Source organism: Salinivibrio sp. PR932, from assembly GCF_001996125.1.
In the GTDB taxonomy this organism is placed as follows: domain Bacteria; phylum Pseudomonadota; class Gammaproteobacteria; order Enterobacterales; family Vibrionaceae; genus Salinivibrio; species Salinivibrio proteolyticus.
Genome location: NZ_MUFM01000004.1, coordinates 83,531 through 107,714, shown reverse-complemented (window position 1 = coordinate 107,714; position 24,184 = coordinate 83,531). Strand labels below are relative to the sequence as shown.

Sequence of the window (24,184 nt, the reverse complement as noted above, 5' to 3'; positions counted from 1 at the left end):
TGCCGAATGTTATGCCGACTTTTGTGGGCGTCGACGTTGACGGTTGCGGTTGTTGCCGCTGTTGTTTTTGCCTGTATTACGACGACTGTTCACCTGACGTTTGGCTATCTTTTTCGGGGCCGGTAAATCCGTGAGCAGTGCGCTGCGATCAAATTCGCTGACCGGAATACTGTGTTCAATGTATTCCTCAATGGCGGGCAAATTGATGGCGTATTCTTCACAGGCAAAGCTGATAGAGCTGCCACTGGCACCAGCACGACCGGTACGACCAATGCGGTGGACATAGTCTTCGGCATCGTCGGGCAAGTCGTAGTTAAACACGTGGGTGACTTGCGGAATATGCAAGCCGCGCGCGGCGACATCAGTGGCCACCAACAAATCAATCTCACCTTTGGTGAATTGCTCGAGGATTTTCACCCGCTTTTTCTGCGGAACGTCACCAGTCAGTAGACCAACGCGATGATCGTCTGCCGCAAGGTGGGCCCAAATTGACTCGCAGCGATGCTTGGTGTTAGCAAAAATGATCGCACGCTCCGGCCAGTCTTCTTCGATCAAGGTTTGCAGCAACGGCATTTTTTCGTTGTTAGAAGGCTGGAAAAGCTCTTCTTTAATGCGATGGCCGGTTTTTTGTTCTGGCTCGATCACCACATGCTCTGGGTTGGTCATGTGCTCGAAGGCCAGTTCTTGAACGCGATAAGACAAGGTGGCAGAAAACAACATGTTCAAGCGCTTGTTAGCCGCAGGCATACGGTTAAACAAGAAGCGAATATCTTTGATAAAGCCTAAATCGAACATGCGATCCGCTTCATCCAACACCACCGCCTGAATGCCATGCAAATCAATCACTTTCTTCTTGTAGAAGTCGATGATACGGCCGCAGGTGCCGATTAAAATATCAACGCCTTGTTCAAGTGTCTGTTGCTGTTTGTCATAACCTTCGCCACCATAGGCAAGCCCTGCGGTAATCGAGGTATTCGCGAGTAATGGTTCCGCATCGTTATAGATCTGAATGGCCAATTCGCGCGTAGGAGCTAATATGATTGCCCGTGGTTGGTTAGTTTTCCGTGACGCTGGTGCGTCAGTGGTTAACAAGTGATGAAACGTTGCAGCCAGAAACGCCAGGGTTTTGCCTGTCCCCGTTTGCGCCTGTCCTGCAATGTCTTGGCCGGTGAGCAGGACCGGCAATGCCTTTGCTTGGATAGGCGTACATTGGGTGAACCCCTTGGCCTCCAAGCTCTTGAGAACATCGGCGTGCAAGCCGAGCTCGGCAAATTTCTGCTCTGTGATATGCGTCATTTTCATCCGGATAGAATATCAGCTTAGGCTTGCAATACGGAAGCGAATCCAGTCAAATAGTGCCATTATTTACTGGTCGCAATTTAGCCAGTAACAAAAACATGTATTGGAGTAGAAGATGAGCGACAAAATTTTGCAGCTAACCGACGACAGCTTTGACGCAGACGTTTTAAATGCTGCAGGACCTGTACTGGTTGATTTTTGGGCAGAATGGTGTGGGCCATGTAAAATGATCGCGCCGATTCTGGACGAAATCGCTGACGAGTACGAAGGTAAAGTCACCATCGGAAAACTGAACATTGACCAGAACGCAGGTACACCGCCTAAGTTCGGCATCCGTGGTATCCCGACATTGCTGCTATTTAAAGATGGCGGCGTGGCAGCAACTAAGGTTGGTGCATTGTCAAAAACTCAGTTGAAAGAGTTCCTTGACGCTAACCTATAATGTTAAGACGGCCGCCACTGCCTCCCAGTGGCGGTCGTTTTTCTGTCAACTAGACGATACCCCATTTTGGTGCTACCTTATTGCACGGAAATTGTACTTCTGTTCATCTCTCGAACATGCCACTGGTCTCGACACGCTAACTAATTTCAGACCTCAACTTTGACAAACAAGACACTCACCACTATGAATCTTACCGAACTGAAGACTCAACCCGTCTCGACGCTGGTTGCGCTTGGCGAAAGCATGGGACTCGAAAACCTAGCTCGCTTGCGTAAACAGGACATCATTTTCTCGATCCTCAAACAGCACGCAAAAAGCGGTGAAGACATTTTCGGCAATGGCGTGCTGGAAATTCTTCAAGACGGGTTTGGCTTCCTGCGTAGCGCAGATAGCTCGTATTTGGCCGGCCCAGATGACATCTATGTGTCGCCAAGCCAAATTCGTCGCTTTAACCTGCGCACAGGCGATACCATCGCGGGTAAAATTCGTCCCCCTAAAGACGGCGAGCGCTACTTCGCGCTATTGAAAGTTAACCAAGTTAACAGCGACAAACCAGACAACGCCCGCAGTAAAATCCTCTTCGAAAACTTAACCCCTTTGCACGCCAGCGAACGTATGGTGATGGAGCGCGGAAACGGCTCGACAGAAGACATCACTGCCCGTGTGCTCGACTTAGCCTCGCCAATTGGTAAAGGTCAACGTGGTTTGATTGTTGCGCCGCCAAAAGCGGGTAAAACCATGCTGCTGCAAAACATCGCGCAAAGCATCGCTTACAACCACCCAGAATGTGAGTTGATGGTGCTGTTGATCGATGAGCGTCCGGAAGAAGTGACCGAGATGCAGCGCTTGGTGAAAGGGGAAGTGGTGGCATCGACCTTTGATGAGCCAGCAAGCCGTCACGTACAAGTGGCCGAAATGGTAATTGAAAAAGCCAAGCGTTTGGTCGAACACAAAAAAGACGTGGTGATCCTGCTGGACTCGATTACTCGTCTGGCGCGTGCTTACAACACAGTTGTACCGTCTTCCGGTAAAGTATTGACCGGTGGTGTCGACGCCAACGCCTTGCACCGTCCTAAGCGCTTCTTTGGTGCGGCTCGTAACGTGGAAGAAGGTGGTAGCTTGACCATTATCGCGACTGCGCTGGTGGATACAGGCTCGAAGATGGACGAAGTCATCTACGAAGAATTTAAAGGTACAGGTAACATGGAACTGCACCTGTCACGTAAGATTGCCGAGAAGCGTGTCTTCCCAGCCATTGACTTCACGCGCTCTGGTACCCGTCGCGAAGAATTGCTGACTAAAGCGGATGAACTACAGAAGATGTGGATCCTGCGTAAGATTGTCCACCCAATGGGGGAAATCGAAGGCATGGAATTCTTGATTGATAAGCTGGCCATGTCGAAGACCAATGATGAGTTCTTTGACGCCATGCGACGTCAAAACTCCTGATCCGGATCGTAATTGTGAAAAGCACTGTCTGCGGGCAGTGCTTTTTTATTGCCTATTGAACGCTGACTTCGCACAATGGTCTCACCCGACATGGATGTAGCCGGATTGCTACAAGTGGTACAGGATTGCAACGGATGGCAAGATGTTTTCGCGTGTTAGTGCTGATAGCATGCCTAGTCGTAGGCACAATGCCCAGCCGCGCAGCGGTCACGGAGGCGTCAACGCCGAGCGGACAAATCGTGACACAGGCGTTTATTGATGGCTTATTAGAGACGCCTTCTACCCAGCAAGCCATGGCGATCGCGTTTCAGCGACAAATGGCTGGTGATATTGACGGATTGCGTGCTCACCTACAAAGCCTGTCGCCGTTGATCCAAGAGGCGACTTTGTTCCGACTCCTTTCCACACCCACACGGTTAGATAACCCCGATTGGCGCACTTTCTTGCGCGATCTTAGTCACCAGCAACCGCATTTTTTGTTACGTCATCAGCAAGACGGCTATTGGGTTACCACTCCCGCTTTCCACTATGCGGCAGCGGCACGTCAGCAATTAAATCGGTATCAGCACGAGCAACTGACCCAGGAGCTCGGCATGCTATTAAGCTATCGCCAGCTGGTGATTGCTGATTGGGTGAAACCTGACGGCCCTGATTATGCGCGGCGCCGTGATGCCTTGGTAGCGATGATTGGTGACTATGAGGCCAATGGTTTGGACTATTTGGCCGATCAATACCTGCATGACCCACGGTTGCTCTGGCTGCCTGACAACGCAATCTTGGCGGTGCTCGCCGAGAAAACGCAGCATCCGGAACTGTACGCGCGATTATGGCGTCGAGGCACGGATGTGTATAGCTTAGAGGCCTTACATGCCCTGAAAGGGCAGGTGAGTGATAGCTTTTCGGTAAGCCAAATGATGGCCGCGGCAAGAAACCCCTCTTTGCGTGCCACCGCGATTCGCCAGCTTGCCAGCTTGTCACCGTTGCCAGCGCCGGTTGCTGATTTTCTCGTGGCACAGCTGTCATTGCGCCAAGGTGATCAGGTAGCGCAACTGCTCGTCGAGGCGGGTAAAGGGGAATGGCTAACCGGCTTACAAGCCGAGTTGGGCCCGCTAGGCCGTCAGCACATTGCATCTGCGCTGTCGTCGCGCTAATGTCACCGCTTCACCGATCCGGATACCGGTTTGCTTGGTATCATTAAGGCGTTTATTAACCCGTTGAGCCTGATATGAAATTTTCCGATCTGCGCGATTTTATCGACTATCTTGAAGCCCAAGGCGAGCTCAAACGCATCGCCCAACCGGTGGATCCTGATCAGGAGATCACCGAGATTTGCGACCGTACCCTGCGAGCGGGCGGTCCGGCGTTATTGTTCGAAAACCCCATTGGCTATGAGATGCCCGTGCTTGCCAACCTCTTTGGAACCCCAAAACGCGTTGCGATGGGCATGGGGCGTGAGGATGTGCTTGAGCTGCGAGAGGTGGGTAAACTGCTTGCCTACTTGAAAGAACCTGAGCCGCCCAAAGGCTTTCGAGATGCGCTCGATAAACTGCCGGTGTTTCGTCAAGTGCTCAACATGCCAGCGAAAACCGTACGGCGTCCGCGTTGCCAAGAGGTGGTGCTGAGCGGCGATGAGGTCGATCTGGATAAGATTCCGGTGATGCGTTGCTGGCCCGGTGATGTGGCACCCTTGCTGACTTGGGGACTGACCATTACCCGCGGACCCAACAAAAAACGGCAAAACCTAGGTATTTACCGCCAGCAAAAGATTGGCAAAAATAAAGTGATCATGCGTTGGCTAGCCCATCGCGGTGGTGCGTTAGATTTGCACGATTGGATGCAAACCCATCCTAATGAACCATTTCCGGTGACCGTGGCTTATGGCGCTGACCCTGCCACCATTCTCGGGGCAGTGACACCGGTGCCGGATACTTTGTCCGAGTATGCGTTTGCTGGCTTATTGCGCGGCAGTAAAACCGAAGTGGCCAAGTGTATCAGCAACGATTTGGATGTACCGGCCAGTGCGGAAATCGTGATGGAAGGTTATATCGACCCCAATGAATACGCGGATGAAGGGCCGTATGGCGATCATACCGGTTATTACAATGAGGTTGAGCGTCACCATGTGTTCACTGTGACGCATCTGACCATGCGCAAAAAACCGATTTACCATAGCACCTACACGGGGCGTCCACCGGATGAACCTGCCGTTTTAGGCGTGGCACTTAACGAAGTGTTTGTGCCGATTTTGCAAAAGCAGTTCCCAGAGATTGTCGATTTCTACCTACCGCCTGAAGGATGCTCGTATCGCATGGCGGTGGTAACCATGAAAAAACAATACCCCGGTCATGCCAAGCGGGTGATGATGGGCGTGTGGTCGTTCTTACGTCAGTTTATGTACACCAAGTTTGTGATAGTGTGTGACGATGACGTCAACGCACGTGATTGGAATGACGTCATTTGGGCGATCACCACGCGTATGGATCCCGCGCGCGATACCGTGATGGTGGAAAACACCCCTATCGACTCGCTCGACTTTGCCTCGCCTGTGGTGGGGCTGGGTTCGAAAATGGGCCTCGATGCTACCAACAAATGGCAAGGGGAAACCGATCGCGAGTGGGGCACGCCCATTGCTAAAGACCCAGACGTGGTTGCGCGCATCGACGCGATTTGGGATGAATTAGGGATCTTAGACTAATCCTATTGGAATGCGCTAGCATTCACCGTAACGATAAAAAACACAGCCCAAGGCGGTAGTGATGCCGCCTCTTATAACCTCATCGGCTGTAGCAAAACGAACAGAGGAACAGAATGTCGATACTATGTGAAGTGACAGCCGTTGAGCCGTTGGCGTGTCACACCTACCGCATTGTCCTGAAACCGCAGCAAGCGGTGCGCTACCAGCCAGGGCAATACGTGATGGCGGTGATGGGCGAAAAAGATAAACGCCCGTTTTCGCTGGCAAGCAGCCCTTGTCGTCAAAATGGCGGTGAACTCGAGCTGCACGTTGGTGCGGCGGACGAGAATCCGTTTGCGTTAGAAGTGGTTGAGAAAGCCAAAGCCGTACTAGAAAGCGGTGAAGCGGGCTTTGAAATTACTGAGCCTGCCGGTGATGCTTGGCTGCGTGAGAGCGATCGTCCCTTGCTACTGATTGCTGGCGGGACCGGTTTTTCTTACGTGCGCAGCATGGTCGATCACTGTATTAGCCATAAGATACAGTCGCCGATCTTTATTTATTGGGGCGCCCGTACCCCTTGTCAGCTTTATGCCCATGACGAGATGCAAGCATTGGCGGAACAGCATCCGCACATTACCTTTATGCCTGTCGTGGAGCAAGCTGAAGGCGAGTGGCGCGGCAAAGTAGGCAATGTGTTAGAAGCGGTGATGGAAGATTTTGTCAGCCTTGGCGCTTATGACATTTATATCGCGGGCCGTTTTGAAATGGCAGGTGTCGCACGCGACATGTTCTGCAAAGAACGCGGTGTGAGTCGTGATCATCTCTACTCAGACGCCTTTGCCTTTATCTGATCGAGCCTTCTTTATCGGCTAAGTAAACAGGCAGGGCTTTCCCTGCCTGTTTTGTACTTGGGAGACTGAGGTCTTTGGAGGGCCCACCTACTGCTGGGCGGCACCCCGCTGGGCGGCACCCCGCTGGGCCTCGACGCGGCGCTTTACCCAAGTTTGGTTAAACCACAGCGCGGCTAAAATCAGTATCCCACCGCTGAGTAGCGGCAGAAGATCCGCATCGCGGTTCCAAATCAGCACGTTCACTACAATCCCGGCTGGGATCAGCGCATTGTTCATCACCGCGAGTGCCCCCGAGTTGACCAGCGTAGCGCCCTTATTCCAAAAGAAATAGCCCAGCCCTGACGCGATAGTGCCTAGATAAATTAATACACCCCACTGGGTTGGCGTAGCAGGCAGTTTGTCGCTATTGCCCAACAGTGCGAAAGCCAGCACGCCCACCACTAAGGCGCCAAGATAAAACCAACCGAAGACCGCATGTTGGGGAAGGGGCGTTTGCTCCTTCTCAATCAGGTATTTGTAACCGACTTGGCCAATCGCAAAGCAAAGGTTCGCACCTTGTACCACCAAAAAGCCGACCAGAAAGTCTGGATTGACGGTGGCGTAGCGGATCACCACGGCGCCGAGCACCGCTATCGCGGCGGTGACCAGATACCACGCGCTAAACTGACGCTTCAAGGCATCGTAAATCAAGGTGACGTAAAGCGGGGTAAAGACGGTAAACAGCAGCACCTCTGGCACGGACAAGAATAGGAAAGACTGATAGAAGAAGCAGTACATGATGCCGAGCTGACATGCCCCGACCAGCATCAGTTGAGCGGCAAAGGCCGGTCTTACTTGGCGAGGACGCAAGAAGGGTAAAAATACCAGCCCGGCGAGTACAATGCGCATCATGACCGCGAAATAACTGTCCACTTGGCCGGCGAGATACACCCCAATCAAACTAAATGAAAAGGCCCACAGCAGTGTGACCCCGCTAAGATACCCCATGACTCGGTTCCTTCGATATTGTAAATAAAAAGGCAGTGTACCGTTTCATCGCGGGGACGCAATTGGTTCGCTGAACACAGTGCAATAAGGTCAAAAAGAAGGCGGAGTGACCGCCTTCATCGCCCTGTGTGACGTCAGAGATTAGTCGCGGATCGGCACCATCAACAGATCGACCGGTGTTTTGTTGAGCAGCTGCTTGGTAGATGAGAGCAGCGAGCTCCAAAAGTCTTGGTGATGGCCAACGACAACCAAATCAATTCCCATGTTTTGAATCGATTCTGTGATCTCTTCAGCAAGGTCGCCGCTGCTAACCAGGGTATGCGTCACTGGCACCTGTGCGTTGCCCGCCAGTTGATTCAGTTTGTGCTGAGCTTCTTCAATGACGCGGTTACGCGATTCGACCAAGTTAATATCGATAAGTCCGGTATAAAGCTCGGCGTAATTCACATCGATGTGGACCAGCGATAATTTCGCGCCGACAGCTTGGGCAAGAGAATCGGCTTTGGCCACCAAACGTTCGCTGTCTTCCGACAAATCAACAGCAACTAAAATATGCTTATATGACATATAGTTATCCTTTTTATGTGAGGTTGTCATCGCAGTCTAGCGAGCTTGCGTATTAAAAACAGTCACTGCGATCGCATTCCGATTAAGAATTCGACAATGATGTTTGTCATAAATTCGGCAGATGACTCGGCACCACACACGTTTGTCGGCGATATCCGCTTGAAAAGGGACGTGCTGCTGGTCAGAATGACAGCTAACCCCAAATAAAGAGGACGTTTTATATGTTAGCACCCGCCATGGTTGACAGACTCAATGAGCAGATCAATTTGGAGTTTTTCTCATCAAATCTATACTTACAAATGAGTGCTTGGTGTGAAGACAAAGGATTTGAAGGCGCTGCGCGATTCCTCCATAAGCACGCGCAGGAAGAAATGCAGCATATGCAGCGTCTTTTCACCTACGTGAGCGAGACTGGTGCGATGCCTATTTTGGGCTCAATTGACGCACCGCGCCACGAGTTCGCATCATTGGGCGAAGTATTCCGTGAAACCTATCAACACGAGCGTTTAATCACGGAAAAGATCAATAGCCTAGCGCACGTTGCGTTTACAACTCAGGATTACTCAACCTTTAATTTCCTGCAGTGGTACGTGGCTGAGCAGCACGAGGAAGAAAAGCTGTTTAAAGGCATACTCGATAAGATCGAGTTGGTGGGCGAAGATGGCAAAGCCTTGTTCTTTATTGATAAAGACTTGTCTGCCATGGCTCAAGAGGACTCATCGTCAGTGATGGACGGCACCGCAGGGCTGTAAGTTTATCTTTCTCCCTCGGCCGCCTCACTGGGTTGCGGAGGGAGATGTATATGAACGGTGATATCCTAATTGTGGCAGTGTTTACCGTCACATTGGTTAATTTTGCGCGCTACTTGTCTTCACTACGCGCATTGGTTGTGATGTTACGCGACGCCAATCCATTGCTTTATCAGCAAATTTGTCGTGGAGATAACAACTTTTTCTCACTCTCACCCCAAGGCGATATTTCTCGTCAAAAGCGCCTGTACCAGTACATTCGTAGCCAAGAGTACTTGCACCATCATGACGAGCTGTTTGTGGGTAAGTGCAATAAAGTCCGTCACCTGTTTATGCTTAATGTGGCATTGTTCGGTGCTTTGCTCGCGACCTTTTTTCTTGTCGCTTTTGCGGGCTGGTAAGCGAACGCTCTCATATCCAACAAAATGCTGACTCAGGTCAGCATTTTTTTTGTTAGGCTGACAACATTCTGAGAAAAACCGTCTGTTGAGGAAAGCATGCAAAGCCTGATTGACTGGTGGCAGACCCTACATCAAGCCGCCGCGTGGGAATGGATTTCCGATGTGGTCACTTTAACTGGTTTTAGTGCTATCGCGTGGGCGATTTGGCATGTATTAGTGGGGCGACTCAAAGCGCTGGCGGAAAAGACCATTACCCGCTGGGACGATATTATTTGGCCGGCTATCGATACACCGCTAAGTGTGCTGATTTGGCTATGGCATGCCTCGCACTCCATTGAAATTATCATCGATAATACCGCTGGCGATGTCTCGCTCAGTTGGCTCACCTTGGTGCAAGACTTGGTGGTGGTGTGGGTGGTCATTTGGATTTTGCTGCGCTTGGTCAACAGCGGTGAAGAAGTCATGATTGAAACCGGCAATCGTGATCACACCACCATCAACACCATGGGCAATATACTGCGTGCGCTGTTTGTGTGCGTGGGGATTATTTCTTTGCTGCAAAGCCTCGGGGTCAGTGTTTCTGGCCTACTGACCGTTGGTGGGGTCGGGGGTTTAATTGTTGGTTTTGCCGCCAAGGACTTACTGTCGAACTTCTTTGGTGGGGTGATGATTTACTTTGATCGCCCATTTAAAGTGGGCGACTGGGTACGCTCTCCCGATCGCAATATTGAGGGCACGGTGGAAAAAATTGGTATTCGCATGACGGTGGTACGCACCTTTGATTTGCGCCCTTTATACGTTCCTAATTCAGTATTTAGTAACGTAGTGGTGGAAAACCCCTCGCGGATGCTCAACCGCCGCATCTATGAAACCATCGGACTACGTTACCAAGACGCCGATAAAATCAGCGCGGTGATTGATGATGTCTATGCCATGCTTGAAGCCCACCCAGACATTGAAACCCGACAAACCTTGATTGTGAACTTCAACAGCTTTGGCCCACACTCGCTCGATTTCTTTATTTACACCTTCACCAAAACGGTGAACTGGCAACGTTATCACCGCGTGAAGCAAGATGTGTTGCTGCAAGTGATTGGTATTATTCATCAGCACGGTGCGGATATTGCCCTCCCAACCCGTACGTTGCATATGGACCCTCGGATGATTGAGCAAAACGTAGGTGCCATGATGGCACCACCTGAGGTGCAGGCGCGTTAAATCGCGCTTGCCGCTCACGTGCGGGCTGCTACAATGCCGCTCCCACAGGGTGAGCAGAGAATAAACAGGTAAGCGTGTGACTAAGTATGATGTAATTGTGATTGGCGCCGGTGCGGCAGGATTGATGTGTGCGGCACAAGCTGGCCAACGTGGCCGCCGTGTTTTGGTGGTGGACCATGCCAAAAAACCGGGCCGCAAGATCCTGATCTCAGGCGGCGGGCGCTGCAATTTCACCAACTATGACGTCACCGCCAATAACTTCTTGTGTGAGAATCCGCACTTCGTCAAATCCGCATTGGCGCAATACACCCAATGGGACTTTATTGGATTGGTGGCCACCCATGGTGTGGCCTATCACGAGCGTGACCACGGCCAGCTATTTTGTGATGACAGCGCTAAAGATATCGTTAACCTGCTGTTGGCCGAATGCGACCAAGCCACCATCAGTCAACGCTATCGCTGTGAAGTGCATGATATCGAAAAAGAAGAAGCCGGCTTTCGCCTTAAACTCAATGGAGAGCCGGTACGCTGCCAGTCGTTGGTGGTCGCCACGGGCGGCCTTTCGATGCCCAAGCTTGGCGCCACCCCTTTTGGTTACCAGCTTGCTGAGCAATTTGGTCTAAAAGTGCTGCCCACTCGCGCCGCCTTGGTGCCGTATACCTTGCACCAAGAAGACAAAACGCGCTTTGCCGATATTTCCGGGGTGTCGGTGCCATGTTCGATCACCACCGAATCGGGGGTGTGTTTTACCGAGAACCTGCTCTTTACCCACCGCGGCTTATCGGGACCGGCGGTGTTGCAAACCTCCTCGTTTTGGCAGCCGGGCGAAGCGGTCACCATCGATTTACTCCCTAGTGAGTCGCTAAAAGACGTGCTGGTGGCGATGCGTGATAAGCATCCCAACCAAACCTTAAAAACCTCACTGTCTCGCCTATTCCCCAAACGTTTGGTCGAGGTCTTGATTGCGCGCGATAGCTTGCCGGATAAACCGCTCAAGCAGCTCGATGACAAGCAGCTCGATCAACTTCATCACTACTTTCACCAGTGGTCTATTGCCCCAAACGGCACTGAAGGTTACCGCACTGCAGAAGTGACGCTTGGTGGGGTGGATACCCACGCGATTTCCTCGAAAACGCTTGAAGCGCGAGATATTCCCGGCCTGTATTTTATCGGTGAAGTGCTAGATGTCACCGGCTGGCTCGGCGGCTATAACTTCCAATGGGCCTGGAGCTCCGGCTGGGTGGCCGGACAGCATGTATAAAAAACGTGACCAAATGCACGTTATCCTACTGAATATATTACTTAATCTCTAATCACATAGAGAATCTGCTGCGGGGTGGATAAAGGATGGAAACGCCCCGTTTTTCCTTAAGCAGAACCAAGGAGTGGTTGAGTGATTTCTTTTCTTAGCGTGAGAGAGATATGCCGTGGTATATCGAATAAAAACACGCTCTATACGTTTCTATTTGTGCTGCTTCATCAGTCTTCGATTGCTTTTTCTATTTTCGCCTCTGTGATGGTCTCAGGCTATATTCTTGAAATTAATCAATATTATGAAGCATTGAAGCTCTGGGTGTTCCTATATATTGTCGCGATGATTCTTCCCCATATAATCGGCTACTTTTCTGATGTGTATAAAGAAAAGTGGTTGTGTGAATCACTGAGTCGATTTTGGCAATCCGCGACTAATCGCTATCAATCTTGCACTGACAGTCGCACTGTCGACCATACGCTGGGCGTGTACGTTTCTCAGGGGAAGAGTGCGATTTCTGACTTTATTGGCTATGCCTTTTGGGGGATGTCGTCTGGGCTCAACTTCTTCCTGAGTCTGCTAATGATCACCGCTTTTATTGATTGGCGTTTTTTTGTCAGCGTTATGATCAGTGTGCTGCTTATCTTGGGGTTCAATAAAACCATTTCCTCGCACCTAGAAAAGAACGCTGTTACCACCCATAAAGCGGGTTCATCACTGACATCAACGTTATCGACTATCCATGACAATGTACATTTTGGTTCGTCGGTGAATGCATTGGCTTATCAAACGCGCTTCGAGGAAGGGAAAGCGAAATACTTAGGGCTGAGAATCAAAGAGGCTGTGTTTAGGTATAAGGCATTGTTGGTCTCTTCCTTACTCGCGCTTGCGCCAACTTCCTGTGTATTACTGTTCATTTTTACGTCTAGCAGTGTCCCGATGGAGGTAAAAGTGGCGTCGATTGTTAACCTCACACGCATTTATCATCTTTTAAATTCTGCGTCTGATATTGTTAGCTTGTTAATCTCTTTTCCGTCTATCAAAGGCCAGCTGTCGGTGATGACGTGTTTTTCGAAACGTAAGTCACTTTACCAACCACAATGGAATGTCGCGATCCTTAAAGATAACGAGAGCGTTGATACTGTGAACCTTACTCAAGCGCAGGAGGGCCGTTTTCGCGTTGTTGGAGAAAACGGATCTGGGAAAACGTCTTTCTTAAGGCACCTCTGTGCCAAAAATGATTATCTCTACTTCAACCCGTCTAAGCGCTTACTGTGGCCTTGGGATGATTCAGCAATACTGTCTGATGGTATGTACTCCGCCAAGAGTATTCAGTGGTTACTGGAAAATAGTTCGGGTCACTTGATTCTGGATGAATGGGATGCGTTTCTCGATTCAGAGAATACGAAAAAGATAGGTGCGCTGATTGATTCATATGCAGATAGCCGAGTTATTATTGAGGTCCGCCAATAGGCCGCGTTTCTGTAGGTCTTGCGAGGAGTGCTTAATCCTCAGATGCTTGCTTTTGTGTTGTTTGCAACAAACTGCGTATCATAAGCGATGGTTGGTTTATGTGATCTTTGTTCTAAATATTCTCTAGTTGACTGTTTTTTGTCTAAAAAATGGCAATCTTTGTTGCGCGCTGTTACATTAGCGCGCGCTTGCCATGTCGGATAAAAATTATCCGGCGCTGTGAACCCGCGACGCGCAGGATGGGCTCGCGGTACCCTAGGGACGGGGTGACGGCTGTTCACTATTGCTACCTCGGTTATCGGGGAGTTTGGAATTAACCTGTCGTTGCTTTGAGAGCCGTTCCCATGCAGTTATCACTAAAACAAAAATTAATTGGGGCATGCTTATCTGCTGTATTGCTGATGGCCGCCTTTCTCACCTGGCTTGCTGTAAGCCAAATTCAAGCCCAAACCCAGTCGAGCATCTATAGCCGCGTCAGTGGTATCGCCGATGCGGCGACCGAATCGATCAGCGGTTGGGTGCAAATCCGTGCCGATATCACCAGTGCCTTTACCGATTACACCAGCAGTAGCCATCGTGTGAGCTATTTACAGCAAGCACGTGAGGCCGGTGGGTTTGACGATATCTATTATGGTACTCCAAAAGGCGCCATGTATCGCTCGCGCCCAGAGCGCAACCGCGATGATTATGACCCTCGCGCCCGCCCGTGGTACAAGCAAGCCGTGAGCGCGGGTAGCCCGATTATTACCACCGCATACAGTGATGCGATTACTGGTGCGATGCTGGTGACCTTGGCCGAGCCGGTGCGTCGTAATGGCGAATTAATCGGTGTGGTGGGCGCAGATGTGTTGATTGACCAGCTGATCCGTGACGTGACCCAATTAAAAGTGGGCAAAAATGCGAACGCGATGCTGTTAGGTGCTGATGGCACTTTTCTCGCCCACAAAGACAAAGCGCGCCTGCTAAAACCGTATCGCAGCCTGTCTCCTGAGCTGAATGAAAACCGCGTGCGTCAGGCGTTGGCACAGCAATCGCTAGTAGAATTGCCTGTCGATGGGGTTGATAAACTGTTTTATTTTGCGTCGGTTCCTAACACCGATTGGGTACTGGCGATTGAGCTGGATAAGCGCACTGAATACGCAAGCCAGCGTGATACCTTGTTCAATCTGGTGCTGACCGCGGTGGTGATCACTTTGCTGGTGGCCGGTGCCGTGACGTGGTTGATGTACGTGTTGTTCCGTGACTTGCTCAATGTATCCGCCGCGCTAGAAGAAATTGCCTCCGGTGAAGGGGATTTAACCCAGCGCCTTGAGCCACACAGTAATGATGAAATTGGCAAACTTGCCAACAACTTCAATCGCTTTGTCGGCAACATGCACACTATGGTGTCACACTTACGTCAGCTGTCTGGCTCGCTCAAGCAACAAGCCGAGCTGACCGCAGCACAAGCGGAAGAGCGCTCCACCCGGATTGGTCATCAGCAAGATGAAATCAATATGGTGGCGACCGCTATCCATGAAATGGCCTCGGCGACCCAAGATATTGCCGGCAATGCCGATAACACCGCGCGCACCGCCCAAGAGACTGAAAGCGTTGCCAACGATGGCGGCCAGCAAGTGGAGCAAAGTAAGCACTCGATCACCGAGCTTGCCCGTGAAGTGGAAGCGGCGACCGGTGTGATTGGTGAGCTGGATCAGCATGCGCACAGCATCACCAGCATCTTGTCGACCATTCAAGAAGTGGCTGAGCAAACCAATCTGCTGGCATTGAATGCCGCGATTGAAGCAGCACGCGCCGGTGAGCATGGCCGTGGCTTTGCGGTAGTGGCCGATGAGGTTCGGATTCTGAGCCAGCGTACTCATGCTTCAACCACCGAGATTCAGCAGATGATTGATACCTTGCAGCAGGCAACCGGTCGCGCGGTGACCATGATGCAAGACAGCCAGCAGCGTGCTCATGCCAGTGTGGAAGATGCTAGCGCGGCGAACGAAAGCTTGAGCCAGATTGTCGCGGCGGTGAGCCAAATTAGCGATATGGCTACCCAAATTGCCTCGGCAGCGGAAGAGCAATCGAGCGTCACTGCGGAGATCACCCGTAACTCAGAGGGCATTCGCGATGTGTCCAATGAGCTATCGACCGAAGCGGATGAAGCCGCGCGTCAAGCCGCGATGTTATCCGAGCTTTCTCATAGCCTCGAGCAAGAGATCAGCCGCTTTAAGCTGTAGCCCATAAACGACGTAAACGCCGAGCATGGCAGCGCGCTGTGCTCGGCGTTTTTTTGTTCACGCGTTTGACGTCAGCATCTTGGGGGCGGGGAGCGGTGTAGTGTGATGGTGGCGATCGGCTTCGTAGCTCTCCATAAAGTGGACAAGAAAATGGTCCAGCTGCGTGGCGGCGTTCACGTCGCCTTGGCTTCGTAGTAATGCACTCACCGCTTCACTGGTACACAGGTGTCCCGGTGGTTGGTTGCGCCTAAGCGTATATTGTGAGGCGGTAGTCGACGGCAAACTGACCCGTGGCAGACCATTGAGCCACGGACTTTTATTGAGCATTTTTCGCGCCTGCTGCCAAGTGGCATCCAGCACCACAAACTGTAACGGCGCGCGAGGTGCATTGGTGGCGGCTAACGTCTCCGTGCAAGAGACAGACCGAGCCGCGTCAGCGAACAGTCTATCGGCGGGGATAGCATCATCACTGGGAAACAACAACCAAGGTGACACATCACCGCGCGCCCAGCTGTCGAGCAAGGCTTGCGGTGGTTGTTTGCGTTGCCAAATCTCTATCTGAGTGTGGGGCAGCGCCGCTTTAACCAGTTTGCCGGTGTTGGATTGGCGCGCCGCTTCGTTTTCGTGCATCACCAGTACACATTGCAATTGGCTTTCCAGCGGCCAATAGCAGTGACAGATACAGTGATAGGTAAAACCGCATTGGCGGCAGGGCGAACGGGCCATCATTGTCTCCTTTGTTAACAGCGCGCTATTGTGCGCAAGCCCAGCCACGAATGCCAGGTTATTGTTGGCTGCTGTCTGGGTTCCTCACTTGGCGTTTAAGTGTTAACCCCTTTGTGCCCAAAGGATACGTGTTGCCATTAAAGGTTTCCTCGGAGGCGGTGAGGGTAAACCCGTTGCGTGTATATATGCGCTCAGACACCACCATTTGCTCACCACTGCGGGTAGTGAGCACTTGGACTTGATTCTCCCCGACTGGCTGCCAAATCCCGGTTTCTTTGGTCACCGCTTCCCCTTGCGGGTGGTAGCTGGTGATGGCGCTATGATCAGGCAGCAAGGTAAGCTGTGTGGTTAAAACCGGCTGACCGGGACTTTGACTTTGCCCTTGATATTCGCCCGCCCAATGCTGCGAGTGATCATACGAGGGCAGCAGAGCACAGCCTTGGTAGGTGCGTTGGGGCGTTTTTAGGGTCGCGCGCCAACCGTACAAGGTAGTATTACTTTGCTGGCAGCCAGTTGCGGTTAGCGTTAATGCGGCATTGCGCGCACGAAAATGGGCGGTGGTGTCATCCCTCTGCTTGCCTGTCAGCGGTATCTCTTGGCTATCCCCGTCGCTTTCCCACGCCATATTATGTTCGCCAACGGCGGCAGACCACATGCGTGGTGATTGTCCGTCCGCTAAGACGGCATGGCGGGGTTGCGCGCAGCTATTGAGTTCGGTAGTGACTAGATTGATACGCGTCATGGTGACTGACGCAGGATAGTCCGCGCTAAAACCGCGGCTTTCCACTGGGGTAAAGAAGCCTTCAAATTCACCATACACAGGCCCACCCAGCTGATCGAGTGCCGTGCGTTGCTCATGGCTTAAGTTCAGCCAGTATTGCTTTTGACTGCCACAGGGTGTGAAGCTGGCCGTTTCAGGGCTGACAGAGACCATACCACTGAGCATAAACGGGGTCGGTGTATGGCTTAGCCCCGCGTCTAGCATGTCACTGCGATGACCCAGTTCAACAGGGCCTTTCGATGAGGTACAGCCGACTAACGTGAGTAGGCTAGCGGTGGTGATCACCAGTAAACGATGGGGACGTTGCACACGACACTCCTTGTGAATAGTGGGCTCGTGCCAGACTTGCACCGATACACACTGACGGGCAAGATTGCCGACAACTGCATCGAATGAGAGTGAGCCAACATGGGTTATTGGTTATTTAAAACAGAGCCAGATACGTTTTCGATAGACACCTTAAAGCAGCAAAAGGTTTCATGCTGGGAAGGGGTGCGCAATTATCAAGCGCGTAATATGTTGCGTGATGAGGTTAAGGTAGGCGATCAGGTGTTGATTTACCATTCCTCTTGTAAGCATGTTGGGGTGGCTGGTGTGGCGACCGTAACTCGCGAGTGTTATCCCGACCATACCCAATTTGAGCCAGACAGTGGCTACTTTGACCCTAAAGCCACCCCAGAAGCCCCGCGTTGGTTTATGGTGGATGTGGCGTATCAGCGTCATTTACCGTTGATTACGCTGGCGCAGATGAAGCAAAACCCTGCGCTGGCTGAGATGCCGTTGGTGAAAAAAGGTAACCGGCTGAGTGTGATGCCGGTTACCGCAGCGCAATGGCAGACCATTCTGACGATGGCGGGGGAGTCGTGCATCGTCAGATGACATCCTTGGCTCACACTGTGAGCCAACCGCTTAGTATTGTGGTGCGAGCAGGTGCGCGTTTAAGTAGCGCGCGACTGCCTCATCGGCATGGCTGCCAATAATCGCGTTGTCCGACAAGGTGGCTTTGACGCGCGCTTGTGCGGTAGCCATCACCAAGCCGCGACCGGCGGCGCGCAGCATCTCGACATCGTTCATGCCATCGCCAAACGCGATACAGTCGGCCAGATTGAGCTGATGACGACGCGCGACTTCCTCGAGTGCGGCGCCTTTGGATACCCCATTGCCCATCACTTCCAAGCAGAAGGGGGTCGAGAAAGCGATACTGATGCTATCGCCGTATTGCGACAAAAACTGATGCTCATATTTGAGTAAGTGGTCGTGATCGTGGCGAATAAAGAAAATCTTCGCGATGTTATCGACCGGTGGGTTGTCCACATCAAACTCCTTAGCGTTAAAGCCAGAGTCTTGGTGATAACGTGCGAGCTCTTCATCCATTTTGCTCAACAGCCAATCATTATCGCGATACAGGTGAATGGTGACGGTTGGATCGTGCTTCACCTCGTTAATCAGGCTTGCGACGATCGCGGGATCAACGTTGTGCTGATACACCAGCTGGTCATTGCTGTCGTGTACACGGGCACCGTTAGAAGTGATCATATAAGCAGGGATCCCCACGGTTTCACGAATGCTTGCCACATCAACATGATGACGTCCGGTGGCGAACACAAAGTGAATGCCTTGCTGGTGAAGTTGTTGCAGCACCTGCTTGGTATAGGGGGCGATACGGTGCTCGGGGGTTAGCAAGGTACCGTCCAAATCAGAAGCGACGAGTTTGTACATCATGTCCTCATTGGTTCAGGCGATCATAATCACAGTATGCTCTGAGTCTACTGCAACTTATTGGGGTTAAAAAGGGAACAGTATCACTGTCTTTTTTCCGCTTTTACTCGCCAACATAGCGCGAGAAAAAGGCATCAATCTCACGCAGTGCTGTGACTCTGTGATTATCCGTTTCGAATAAAATTTCATGCCGAGCACCGTCGAACGTTCGCCATTGGCTGGGTTGACCGGCTTGTTTACGTACGGCGTGAAATTGCGACATCGCAGGGTTAGAAACGATCAACTCTTCGCCCGCTTGGCAGATAAACGTCGGGGTGGTCAGCGAGGGAGCAAGGGCCAGACAGCGCGTCCCCGCGGCTAATCCTTCCGCTATCCAACGCGCGCTGGGTCCACCGATTTGTAGCTGTGGCTGGTTGATATAAAGCTGGCGAAACCACGCATAGCGGGCACGAGAATGAGTGAGGCGATTTTGCTCAAAGGGTACATGGCGATAGCCGACTTGGCCGGGTCCAAAGCGTGGTGGATGTTGGTAGCGCGCTAAGGAGCGACATAGCCAAGGGGCGATACGCCCAAGCCAAGGGCTAACTTGCACACCAAACATGGGGGCCGTCAGGGCGATAGCTTGCACAGCCCCCGGATACTGGTGAGCGTATAGGGTGGCAATTGCCCCGCCCATTGAATGGCCGAGCATAAACCAATCATCATAATGACGGTGGGCACGGACTTGTTGCATAAATGTCGCCACATCCGCGACATAATCATCAAAGCGTTCGACATGGCCCAGATCGCGTGGCTTTAAGACCAAGCGTTGAGACAAGCCTTGGCCGCGGTGGTCAAAGCTGTAGACGTCATAGCCCATCTGAAAGAGATCGTAGAAGATCTCTTGGTATTTCATCACGCTTTCAATCCGGCCATTAATCACCACCACCGCTTTGGTGTGTTTTGGGTGAGTAAAACTGCACCAATGCAGTCTTAGGCCGCCTTCGCCATGAAATGTGCCCTGTTCGCGCTGTTGCCAAAAGGGGGTAATGGCGTCTTTAAAGGCATCGGTAAATTGGGCTTCCCGCGCCATTGCGTCAGGGTCAAAGGCCGCCGGTTTGTCGGCATGAGCTGGGGTTGTCATTGTCATTGCTTACCATCGCTGTGATAAAGCTACTATAACCGCCTTCGGGTAGGGATGAAAATGACGGGATAATGAAAAGAAAAAGGCAAGCATGACTGCATGCTTGCCGAAACCATCCCGCTGGGGGAATTACTGATTGAAGTTGTAATACGTTTCTGCGCCGGGGCCGACAGGCAAACCTAGCACGAAAACCCATACGTAGAATAGGATGCTCCATCCCACCATAAAGATCATCGAATAAGGCAACATGGTGGCAATCAAGGTGCCTATGCCAAGGTTTTTCACATAGCGACACGCCACCGCCAGAATCAGCCCGAAGTAACTCATCATCGGGGTAATGATGTTGGTGACGGAGTCGCCAATCCGATACGCCGCTTGAATCGTCTCTGGGGCATAACCGACCAGCATCAACATAGGTACAAAGATGGGGGCGGTGATGGCCCACTGCGCCGATGCCGAGCCGACCGAGAGGTTAATCAGGCCACACATCAAGATGAAGGCAAAGAATAATGCTGGCCCGGTTAAACCGATGGTTTGCAAAAAGTCAGCGCCGCCGACCGCAATCACTTGGCCAAAATTGGTCCACTTAAAGAAGGCGACAAACTGGGCGGCGAAAAACACCAATACGATGTACATGCCCATAGCGCTCATCGACTTAGACATTGAATCAATCACGTCGCGATCGTTATTGATGGTGCCGACGGTACGGCCAAACACAATACCGGGAACGGCAAAGAACACCATAATAAAGGCAACAATGCCTTTCAAAAACGGCGAGCCTGCCACTTCATTGGTCTCGGGGTGACGCAGTGGTCCCCACTCAGGGACGATGGTGAGCGCTAAAATGCCGCTGACAATCAGCACCGCAATCCCGGCATTACGAAGACCGCGTTTCTCGTCATCATTTAGCTTGCTCGCGGAGGCGGCGGCGACATCTTCAGAGGCTTGGTCGTGGTCATACTGGCCCAGCTTAGGCTCGACAATCTTATCGGTGATCCACGCACCGACAAAGGCGATAAAGAAGGTGGAGACAAACATGAAGTACCAGTTCATCTCTGGGCCGACACTGTAGTCTGGGTCAATCATTTGCGCGGCTGACTCGGTGATCCCAGACAATAAAGGGTCGACAGTTCCCAACAACAAGTTCGCCGAGTAACCGCCGGATACCCCGGCAAACGCGGCGGCAAGGCCAGCCAATGGATGACGACCTAATGAGTGGAAGATCATCGCCGCAAGTGGGATCAGAACGACATAACCCAACTCTGAAGCCGTATTCGAGATAATACCGGCAAACACGATGGTAAAGGTCACGGTACGGCGCGACGCGCCCATTACCAAGCCGCGCATCGAGGCTGACAATAGTCCCGAATGCTCTGCGACCGATACACCGAGCATGGCCACCAGTACGGTGCCGAGTGGGGCAAAGCCAGTAAAGTTTTTCACCAAGTTGGTGACTATCATTTGCAAGCCTTCGGCGTTTAGTAGGCTTTGCACATAAATCATGCCATCGGCGGCACGTCCTTTCGCGCCCTCAGGGCGAGGGTCGGCGACGGCAAGATCAAAGTAACCGGCAATACCGGACGCGAGAAGAATCGCGACACAGAAGATTGCGAACAGTGTCACTGGGTGAGGAAGCAAGTTGCCGAGCCATTCGACGGTATCGAGAAAGCGCGTAAACAGCGTGCGCTTTTGCGGCCCACCTTGTTGCTCAGTGGTACTTGAGTGCATGTCATCGTCTCCTTGGTTGAACTGCATTTTCCCGTCTCTGGGAAAAGGAGGCCGGATGTTAATTGTTTTTTTAACTAGATTGCAAGATTAAACACTAATTTTTAACTCAATAAACCGATCCGTGTACTGGTTTTATGGATAAAAACTGACATATTTGACTGTATCTTTGCGCAGTTGTCGGTTATCTCACCGTAAGTTCGCGTAATATGTTGAGAGCGTCTGACAGCCTGAAACGTAAAAAGGTGTTAACAAATGCAGGATGATTCTTCCCAAGGGCATATCGACTATCTCGATGGATTACGTGTGCTGGCCGCCCTGTTTGTGGTGGCGATTCATGTATTGGGCCCCTATCGTATGGAGCTGGGTCAAATTCCAGACAGCGATTGGCTGATTGCGGTAGGACTCAATACCGTCAGCCGCTGGGCGGTACCGGTGTTTATCATGATCTCGGGCTTGCTGCTGTTGTCGGCGAGTAAACCCTTTAATTGGTCACACTTTTTGCGTCGGCGGGTGATGAAAGTCGTGGTGCCTTTTGTGGTGTGGTCTGCCATGTTTGCGGTGATTTCGGGCCTTTCAGCGCAAGGCTTTTCGCTGGCTACCACGCTCTCGACCCTACAAGAGGCGCCATGGCACGAAACCTATTACCACTTGGGCTTTTTCTATTACTACATTCCCTTGCTGCTTTGGGTGCCGGTGTTACGGCCGATATTAGCTCGTTTGCCGTCTACAGCCATCGCACTGGTCGGCTTGCTGTGGATTGGCGTGACGGCTTGGTATTTAACCGGAGGACAAGGCTGGTGGCGCAACGATTTCATCTTGTATGGCGGCTATTTATGGCTAGGTTTTTGGTTGCACCAATACCCGCGTGCTCGGGTGTTGTGGTGGGGTTTGGGCGTGGCGGCATTGGGCGCAACCATGTATCAGGTTTTAGCGACCAGCCTTGCCCACCAACGCTATATCACCCAAGGTTGGCTGTCATACACCACGGTGAATACCGTTTTAATCAGCGCTGCAGTATTTCTGGCTGTGCGTGCGTTGATGGCGGGACGGGCAAGCCCGGCATGGCTGGCGCAACTTAGTCGCTATAGCTTGGGCATTTACCTTATCCACCCTTTATTTTTGTGGCCAATACGTACTTATTGGCCCACGTTATCGCCGGCTTGGTGGTGGATCCCAGTGCTTACTCTGTATGCCTTTAGTGGCGCCGCTTTGGTCACAGCGTGGCTGCAGCGTCACCGAGCCACCGCTTGGTTGGTTCCTTGATGGGCGGCCAATCGGTCAGACGTATAGGGTCAATCCATTGGTCAAGATCGCAATCGTGATAGACCCGCCATCCAATCGACACAAAAACCGCCATACTGTATAAACTGGTGAGTGACCAGCGAAGGGAGAAACCATGGATGAAGTAGCAGTGGTGATCAAACACAGTCGGCGTTTAGAAAGCCTGCTGCGTCAGCATTACCACGCGGATGGAAAAGGCTTGCACCAGCTTGTCGATAGTTGCCAAAAACGTTTGCCCAATGATGTGATCGGCAAGCTGCGTTTTGTGGCGACGATCCGCAACAAAGTGGTGCATGAAGAAGGCTTTGAAGTGGACGACTTACGCCAATTCGTGTCCGTGTGCAAAGCGTGTGAAGCGGAGCTGGTCCCGCGCAGTCATCGTTTGATTTGGCGGCTGGCTGCCGGTCTTATCTTTCTCTTTACCGCCGGCGCGCTTTGGTTTTACGCACAAGTGTGGCCTCAGTGGAGCGGCTAACACCAAAGGCGAATGTGATTGCCCTTTCTTGTCGTCATTTTTTCTAACTGGATCTTGTTCTCACCAAGGGTAGCTGGACATCTGCCCAACGCGGCATAGACTTGGCGTCCTTGTCGTGAAAGGAATGATAATCATGTGGAGCTGGTTCGCTGTCTGTTGTTCTGGACTGCTACATATCTCCGCAGCCTACCGTGGTCCTCGCTGGCAGTTTTATCTGTTTAAGCCGCTCACTATAGTGCTGCTGGTACTGATTGGCAGTACCCAGATTACCGAGTCGACTTACGCTCAGCTCGTGCTCTCGGCGCTGCTGCTTTCGCTGGTCGGTGATATCTTCTTAATGCTGCCCAAAGATAGGTTTGTGCAGGGGCTCACTAGCTTTTTGTTTGCCCATATCGTCTATACCGTCGCGTTCTGGTATCAGTTCGATGGCCATATTGTGTGGTGGTTGCCGTCCTTGCTGTCCGGACTCGGGATCATTGTCTTTTTGTTATTACTGCCCAGTCTCGGCAAGTTAGCGTTGCCAGTTGCCGTTTATATTGCGGTGATCGTACAAATGGCATGGGCGGCCGGCGAGTATTGGCTCAATACCCACTCGACGCCCGCAGCATTGGCATTTGGTGGGGCCATTTTATTTATGATCTCAGATACGGTGTTGGCGTTTTCACGCTTTAAAGGTGAGTTTCGTGCTTCTCAGGCAGTAGTAATGACAACCTACTTTATGGCTCAAGCTCTGATCACTGCATCAGTGATTTACGCATCGTGAG

General features: G+C 51.8%; 22 protein-coding genes and 1 pseudogene. 15 read left to right on the top strand and 8 right to left on the bottom strand.

The features are described 5' to 3' along the window. Positions 1-9: 9 nt before the first annotated feature. Positions 10-1,302 carry an ATP-dependent RNA helicase RhlB gene (gene rhlB / locus BZG84_RS02900; RefSeq protein WP_077456815.1) on the bottom strand — a complete coding sequence of 431 codons (1,293 nt, stop codon included), beginning with the start codon at positions 1,300-1,302 and terminating at the stop codon, positions 10-12. 112 nt (positions 1,303-1,414) lie between these two features. Here rhlB and trxA point away from each other — a divergent pair, with 112 nt between their 5' ends. The 5 genes and pseudogenes from trxA (at position 1,415) to fre (ending at position 6,715) form a co-directional block, all read left to right on the top strand. Continuing rightward, a complete protein-coding gene (trxA, locus tag BZG84_RS02895; RefSeq protein ID WP_069590219.1) occupies positions 1,415-1,741 on the top strand; it encodes a thioredoxin TrxA in 327 nt (108 codons plus the stop codon). A gap of 183 nt (positions 1,742-1,924) precedes the next feature. Next, positions 1,925-3,190: a transcription termination factor Rho gene (gene rho / locus BZG84_RS02890; RefSeq protein ID WP_069590220.1), complete on the top strand. Its 1,266-nt coding sequence runs from the start codon at positions 1,925-1,927 to the stop codon at positions 3,188-3,190. A 188-nt stretch (positions 3,191-3,378) separates the two neighbouring features. Next, a complete protein-coding gene (locus tag BZG84_RS02885; RefSeq protein WP_077479561.1) occupies positions 3,379-4,341 on the top strand; it encodes a hypothetical protein in 963 nt (320 codons plus the stop codon). 74 nt (positions 4,342-4,415) lie between these two features. Then, positions 4,416-5,867: pseudogene (gene ubiD / locus BZG84_RS02880) on the top strand (4-hydroxy-3-polyprenylbenzoate decarboxylase); the annotation flags it as partial. A gap of 131 nt (positions 5,868-5,998) precedes the next feature. Next, positions 5,999-6,715, top strand: a complete 717-nt coding sequence (fre, locus tag BZG84_RS02875; protein WP_077479560.1) for an NAD(P)H-flavin reductase — start codon at positions 5,999-6,001, stop codon at positions 6,713-6,715. A gap of 87 nt (positions 6,716-6,802) precedes the next feature. On the opposite strand, the gene BZG84_RS02870 is transcribed toward fre, so the two are convergent. Together BZG84_RS02870 and BZG84_RS02865 are read right to left on the bottom strand one after the other, a co-directional pair. Next, positions 6,803-7,702 (bottom strand): carboxylate/amino acid/amine transporter, encoded by a 900-nt coding sequence (locus BZG84_RS02870; RefSeq protein ID WP_077479559.1) that lies wholly within the window; start codon positions 7,700-7,702, stop codon positions 6,803-6,805. A 141-nt stretch (positions 7,703-7,843) separates the two neighbouring features. Beyond that, on the bottom strand, positions 7,844-8,269 hold the full coding sequence (locus BZG84_RS02865; protein ID WP_077479558.1) for a universal stress protein: 426 nt from the start codon (positions 8,267-8,269) through the stop codon (positions 7,844-7,846). Between the two features lie 221 nt (positions 8,270-8,490). Here BZG84_RS02865 and ftnA point away from each other — a divergent pair, with 221 nt between their 5' ends. The 6 genes from ftnA to BZG84_RS02835 all read left to right on the top strand — a co-directional run bounded on the left by ftnA (position 8,491) and on the right by BZG84_RS02835 (position 15,587). After that, positions 8,491-9,021: a non-heme ferritin gene (ftnA, locus tag BZG84_RS02860; RefSeq protein WP_069590230.1), complete on the top strand. Its 531-nt coding sequence runs from the start codon at positions 8,491-8,493 to the stop codon at positions 9,019-9,021. Positions 9,022-9,071: 50 nt separating this feature from the next. Beyond that, positions 9,072-9,419 carry a universal stress protein UspB gene (locus BZG84_RS02855; RefSeq protein ID WP_077479557.1) on the top strand — a complete coding sequence of 116 codons (348 nt, stop codon included), beginning with the start codon at positions 9,072-9,074 and terminating at the stop codon, positions 9,417-9,419. Positions 9,420-9,515: 96 nt separating this feature from the next. After that, on the top strand, positions 9,516-10,637 hold the full coding sequence (locus BZG84_RS02850; protein ID WP_077479556.1) for a mechanosensitive ion channel family protein: 1,122 nt from the start codon (positions 9,516-9,518) through the stop codon (positions 10,635-10,637). Between the two features lie 76 nt (positions 10,638-10,713). Next, positions 10,714-11,898, top strand: coding sequence for an NAD(P)/FAD-dependent oxidoreductase (locus tag BZG84_RS02845; RefSeq protein ID WP_077677975.1), 1,185 nt, complete (start codon positions 10,714-10,716; stop codon positions 11,896-11,898). 132 nt (positions 11,899-12,030) lie between these two features. Then, positions 12,031-13,362: an ATP-binding protein gene (locus BZG84_RS02840; RefSeq protein WP_077677974.1), complete on the top strand. Its 1,332-nt coding sequence runs from the start codon at positions 12,031-12,033 to the stop codon at positions 13,360-13,362. Positions 13,363-13,706: 344 nt separating this feature from the next. After that, positions 13,707-15,587, top strand: coding sequence for a methyl-accepting chemotaxis protein (locus tag BZG84_RS02835; RefSeq protein WP_077677973.1), 1,881 nt, complete (start codon positions 13,707-13,709; stop codon positions 15,585-15,587). Between the two features lie 57 nt (positions 15,588-15,644). Here the strand turns inward: BZG84_RS02835 and BZG84_RS02830 are convergent, their stop codons facing one another. Together BZG84_RS02830 and BZG84_RS02825 are read right to left on the bottom strand one after the other, a co-directional pair. Continuing rightward, positions 15,645-16,316: a tRNA-uridine aminocarboxypropyltransferase gene (locus tag BZG84_RS02830; protein ID WP_077677972.1), complete on the bottom strand. Its 672-nt coding sequence runs from the start codon at positions 16,314-16,316 to the stop codon at positions 15,645-15,647. A 55-nt stretch (positions 16,317-16,371) separates the two neighbouring features. Beyond that, positions 16,372-17,403 (bottom strand): hypothetical protein, encoded by a 1,032-nt coding sequence (locus BZG84_RS02825; protein WP_077479551.1) that lies wholly within the window; start codon positions 17,401-17,403, stop codon positions 16,372-16,374. Positions 17,404-17,502: 99 nt separating this feature from the next. Here BZG84_RS02825 and BZG84_RS02820 point away from each other — a divergent pair, with 99 nt between their 5' ends. Beyond that, on the top strand, positions 17,503-17,973 hold the full coding sequence (locus tag BZG84_RS02820; RefSeq protein WP_077479550.1) for an EVE domain-containing protein: 471 nt from the start codon (positions 17,503-17,505) through the stop codon (positions 17,971-17,973). Between the two features lie 30 nt (positions 17,974-18,003). Here BZG84_RS02820 and BZG84_RS02815 read toward each other — a convergent pair whose 3' ends face one another. The 3 genes from BZG84_RS02815 to BZG84_RS02805 form a co-directional block, all read right to left on the bottom strand. Next, the gene (locus BZG84_RS02815; RefSeq protein ID WP_077479549.1) at positions 18,004-18,813 is read right to left on the bottom strand and encodes a Cof-type HAD-IIB family hydrolase; all 810 of its coding nucleotides are present in this window, start codon (positions 18,811-18,813) and stop codon (positions 18,004-18,006) included. Positions 18,814-18,916: 103 nt separating this feature from the next. Continuing rightward, a complete protein-coding gene (locus BZG84_RS02810; protein WP_158011463.1) occupies positions 18,917-19,936 on the bottom strand; it encodes an alpha/beta fold hydrolase in 1,020 nt (339 codons plus the stop codon). Positions 19,937-20,065: 129 nt separating this feature from the next. Then, complete coding sequence (locus BZG84_RS02805; protein WP_077677971.1) at positions 20,066-21,664, bottom strand: AbgT family transporter; 1,599 nt, start codon at positions 21,662-21,664, stop codon at positions 20,066-20,068. A 252-nt stretch (positions 21,665-21,916) separates the two neighbouring features. On the opposite strand from BZG84_RS02805, the gene BZG84_RS02800 reads away from it, so the two are divergent. The 3 genes from BZG84_RS02800 (at position 21,917) to BZG84_RS02790 (ending at position 24,183) form a co-directional block, all read left to right on the top strand. After that, positions 21,917-22,927, top strand: coding sequence for an acyltransferase (locus tag BZG84_RS02800; RefSeq protein ID WP_077481788.1), 1,011 nt, complete (start codon positions 21,917-21,919; stop codon positions 22,925-22,927). Positions 22,928-23,060: 133 nt separating this feature from the next. Next, the gene (locus BZG84_RS02795; protein WP_077481786.1) at positions 23,061-23,420 is read left to right on the top strand and encodes a DUF4145 domain-containing protein; all 360 of its coding nucleotides are present in this window, start codon (positions 23,061-23,063) and stop codon (positions 23,418-23,420) included. 133 nt (positions 23,421-23,553) lie between these two features. Continuing rightward, on the top strand, positions 23,554-24,183 hold the full coding sequence (locus BZG84_RS02790; protein ID WP_077454998.1) for a lysoplasmalogenase: 630 nt from the start codon (positions 23,554-23,556) through the stop codon (positions 24,181-24,183). The last annotated feature ends 1 nt before the right edge of the window (position 24,184 follow it).

What these genes read in the sequence shown, in the direction of transcription:
- rhlB (WP_077456815.1), bottom strand. Translation starts at nt 1,302, where the DNA reads ATGAAAATGACGCATATCACAGAGCAGAAATTTGCCGAGCTCGGCTTG.
- trxA (WP_069590219.1), top strand. Translation starts at nt 1,415, where the DNA reads ATGAGCGACAAAATTTTGCAGCTAACCGACGACAGCTTTGACGCAGAC.
- rho (WP_069590220.1), top strand. Translation starts at nt 1,925, where the DNA reads ATGAATCTTACCGAACTGAAGACTCAACCCGTCTCGACGCTGGTTGCG.
- BZG84_RS02885 (WP_077479561.1), top strand. Translation starts at nt 3,379, where the DNA reads ATGCCCAGCCGCGCAGCGGTCACGGAGGCGTCAACGCCGAGCGGACAA.
- fre (WP_077479560.1), top strand. Translation starts at nt 5,999, where the DNA reads ATGTCGATACTATGTGAAGTGACAGCCGTTGAGCCGTTGGCGTGTCAC.
- BZG84_RS02870 (WP_077479559.1), bottom strand. Translation starts at nt 7,702, where the DNA reads ATGGGGTATCTTAGCGGGGTCACACTGCTGTGGGCCTTTTCATTTAGT.
- BZG84_RS02865 (WP_077479558.1), bottom strand. Translation starts at nt 8,269, where the DNA reads ATGTCATATAAGCATATTTTAGTTGCTGTTGATTTGTCGGAAGACAGC.
- ftnA (WP_069590230.1), top strand. Translation starts at nt 8,491, where the DNA reads ATGTTAGCACCCGCCATGGTTGACAGACTCAATGAGCAGATCAATTTG.
- BZG84_RS02855 (WP_077479557.1), top strand. Translation starts at nt 9,072, where the DNA reads ATGAACGGTGATATCCTAATTGTGGCAGTGTTTACCGTCACATTGGTT.
- BZG84_RS02850 (WP_077479556.1), top strand. Translation starts at nt 9,516, where the DNA reads ATGCAAAGCCTGATTGACTGGTGGCAGACCCTACATCAAGCCGCCGCG.
- BZG84_RS02835 (WP_077677973.1), top strand. Translation starts at nt 13,707, where the DNA reads ATGCAGTTATCACTAAAACAAAAATTAATTGGGGCATGCTTATCTGCT.
- BZG84_RS02830 (WP_077677972.1), bottom strand. Translation starts at nt 16,316, where the DNA reads ATGATGGCCCGTTCGCCCTGCCGCCAATGCGGTTTTACCTATCACTGT.
- BZG84_RS02820 (WP_077479550.1), top strand. Translation starts at nt 17,503, where the DNA reads ATGGGTTATTGGTTATTTAAAACAGAGCCAGATACGTTTTCGATAGAC.
- BZG84_RS02815 (WP_077479549.1), bottom strand. Translation starts at nt 18,813, where the DNA reads ATGTACAAACTCGTCGCTTCTGATTTGGACGGTACCTTGCTAACCCCC.
- BZG84_RS02810 (WP_158011463.1), bottom strand. Translation starts at nt 19,936, where the DNA reads ATGACAACCCCAGCTCATGCCGACAAACCGGCGGCCTTTGACCCTGAC.
- BZG84_RS02805 (WP_077677971.1), bottom strand. Translation starts at nt 21,664, where the DNA reads ATGCACTCAAGTACCACTGAGCAACAAGGTGGGCCGCAAAAGCGCACG.
- BZG84_RS02800 (WP_077481788.1), top strand. Translation starts at nt 21,917, where the DNA reads ATGCAGGATGATTCTTCCCAAGGGCATATCGACTATCTCGATGGATTA.
- BZG84_RS02795 (WP_077481786.1), top strand. Translation starts at nt 23,061, where the DNA reads ATGGATGAAGTAGCAGTGGTGATCAAACACAGTCGGCGTTTAGAAAGC.
- BZG84_RS02790 (WP_077454998.1), top strand. Translation starts at nt 23,554, where the DNA reads ATGTGGAGCTGGTTCGCTGTCTGTTGTTCTGGACTGCTACATATCTCC.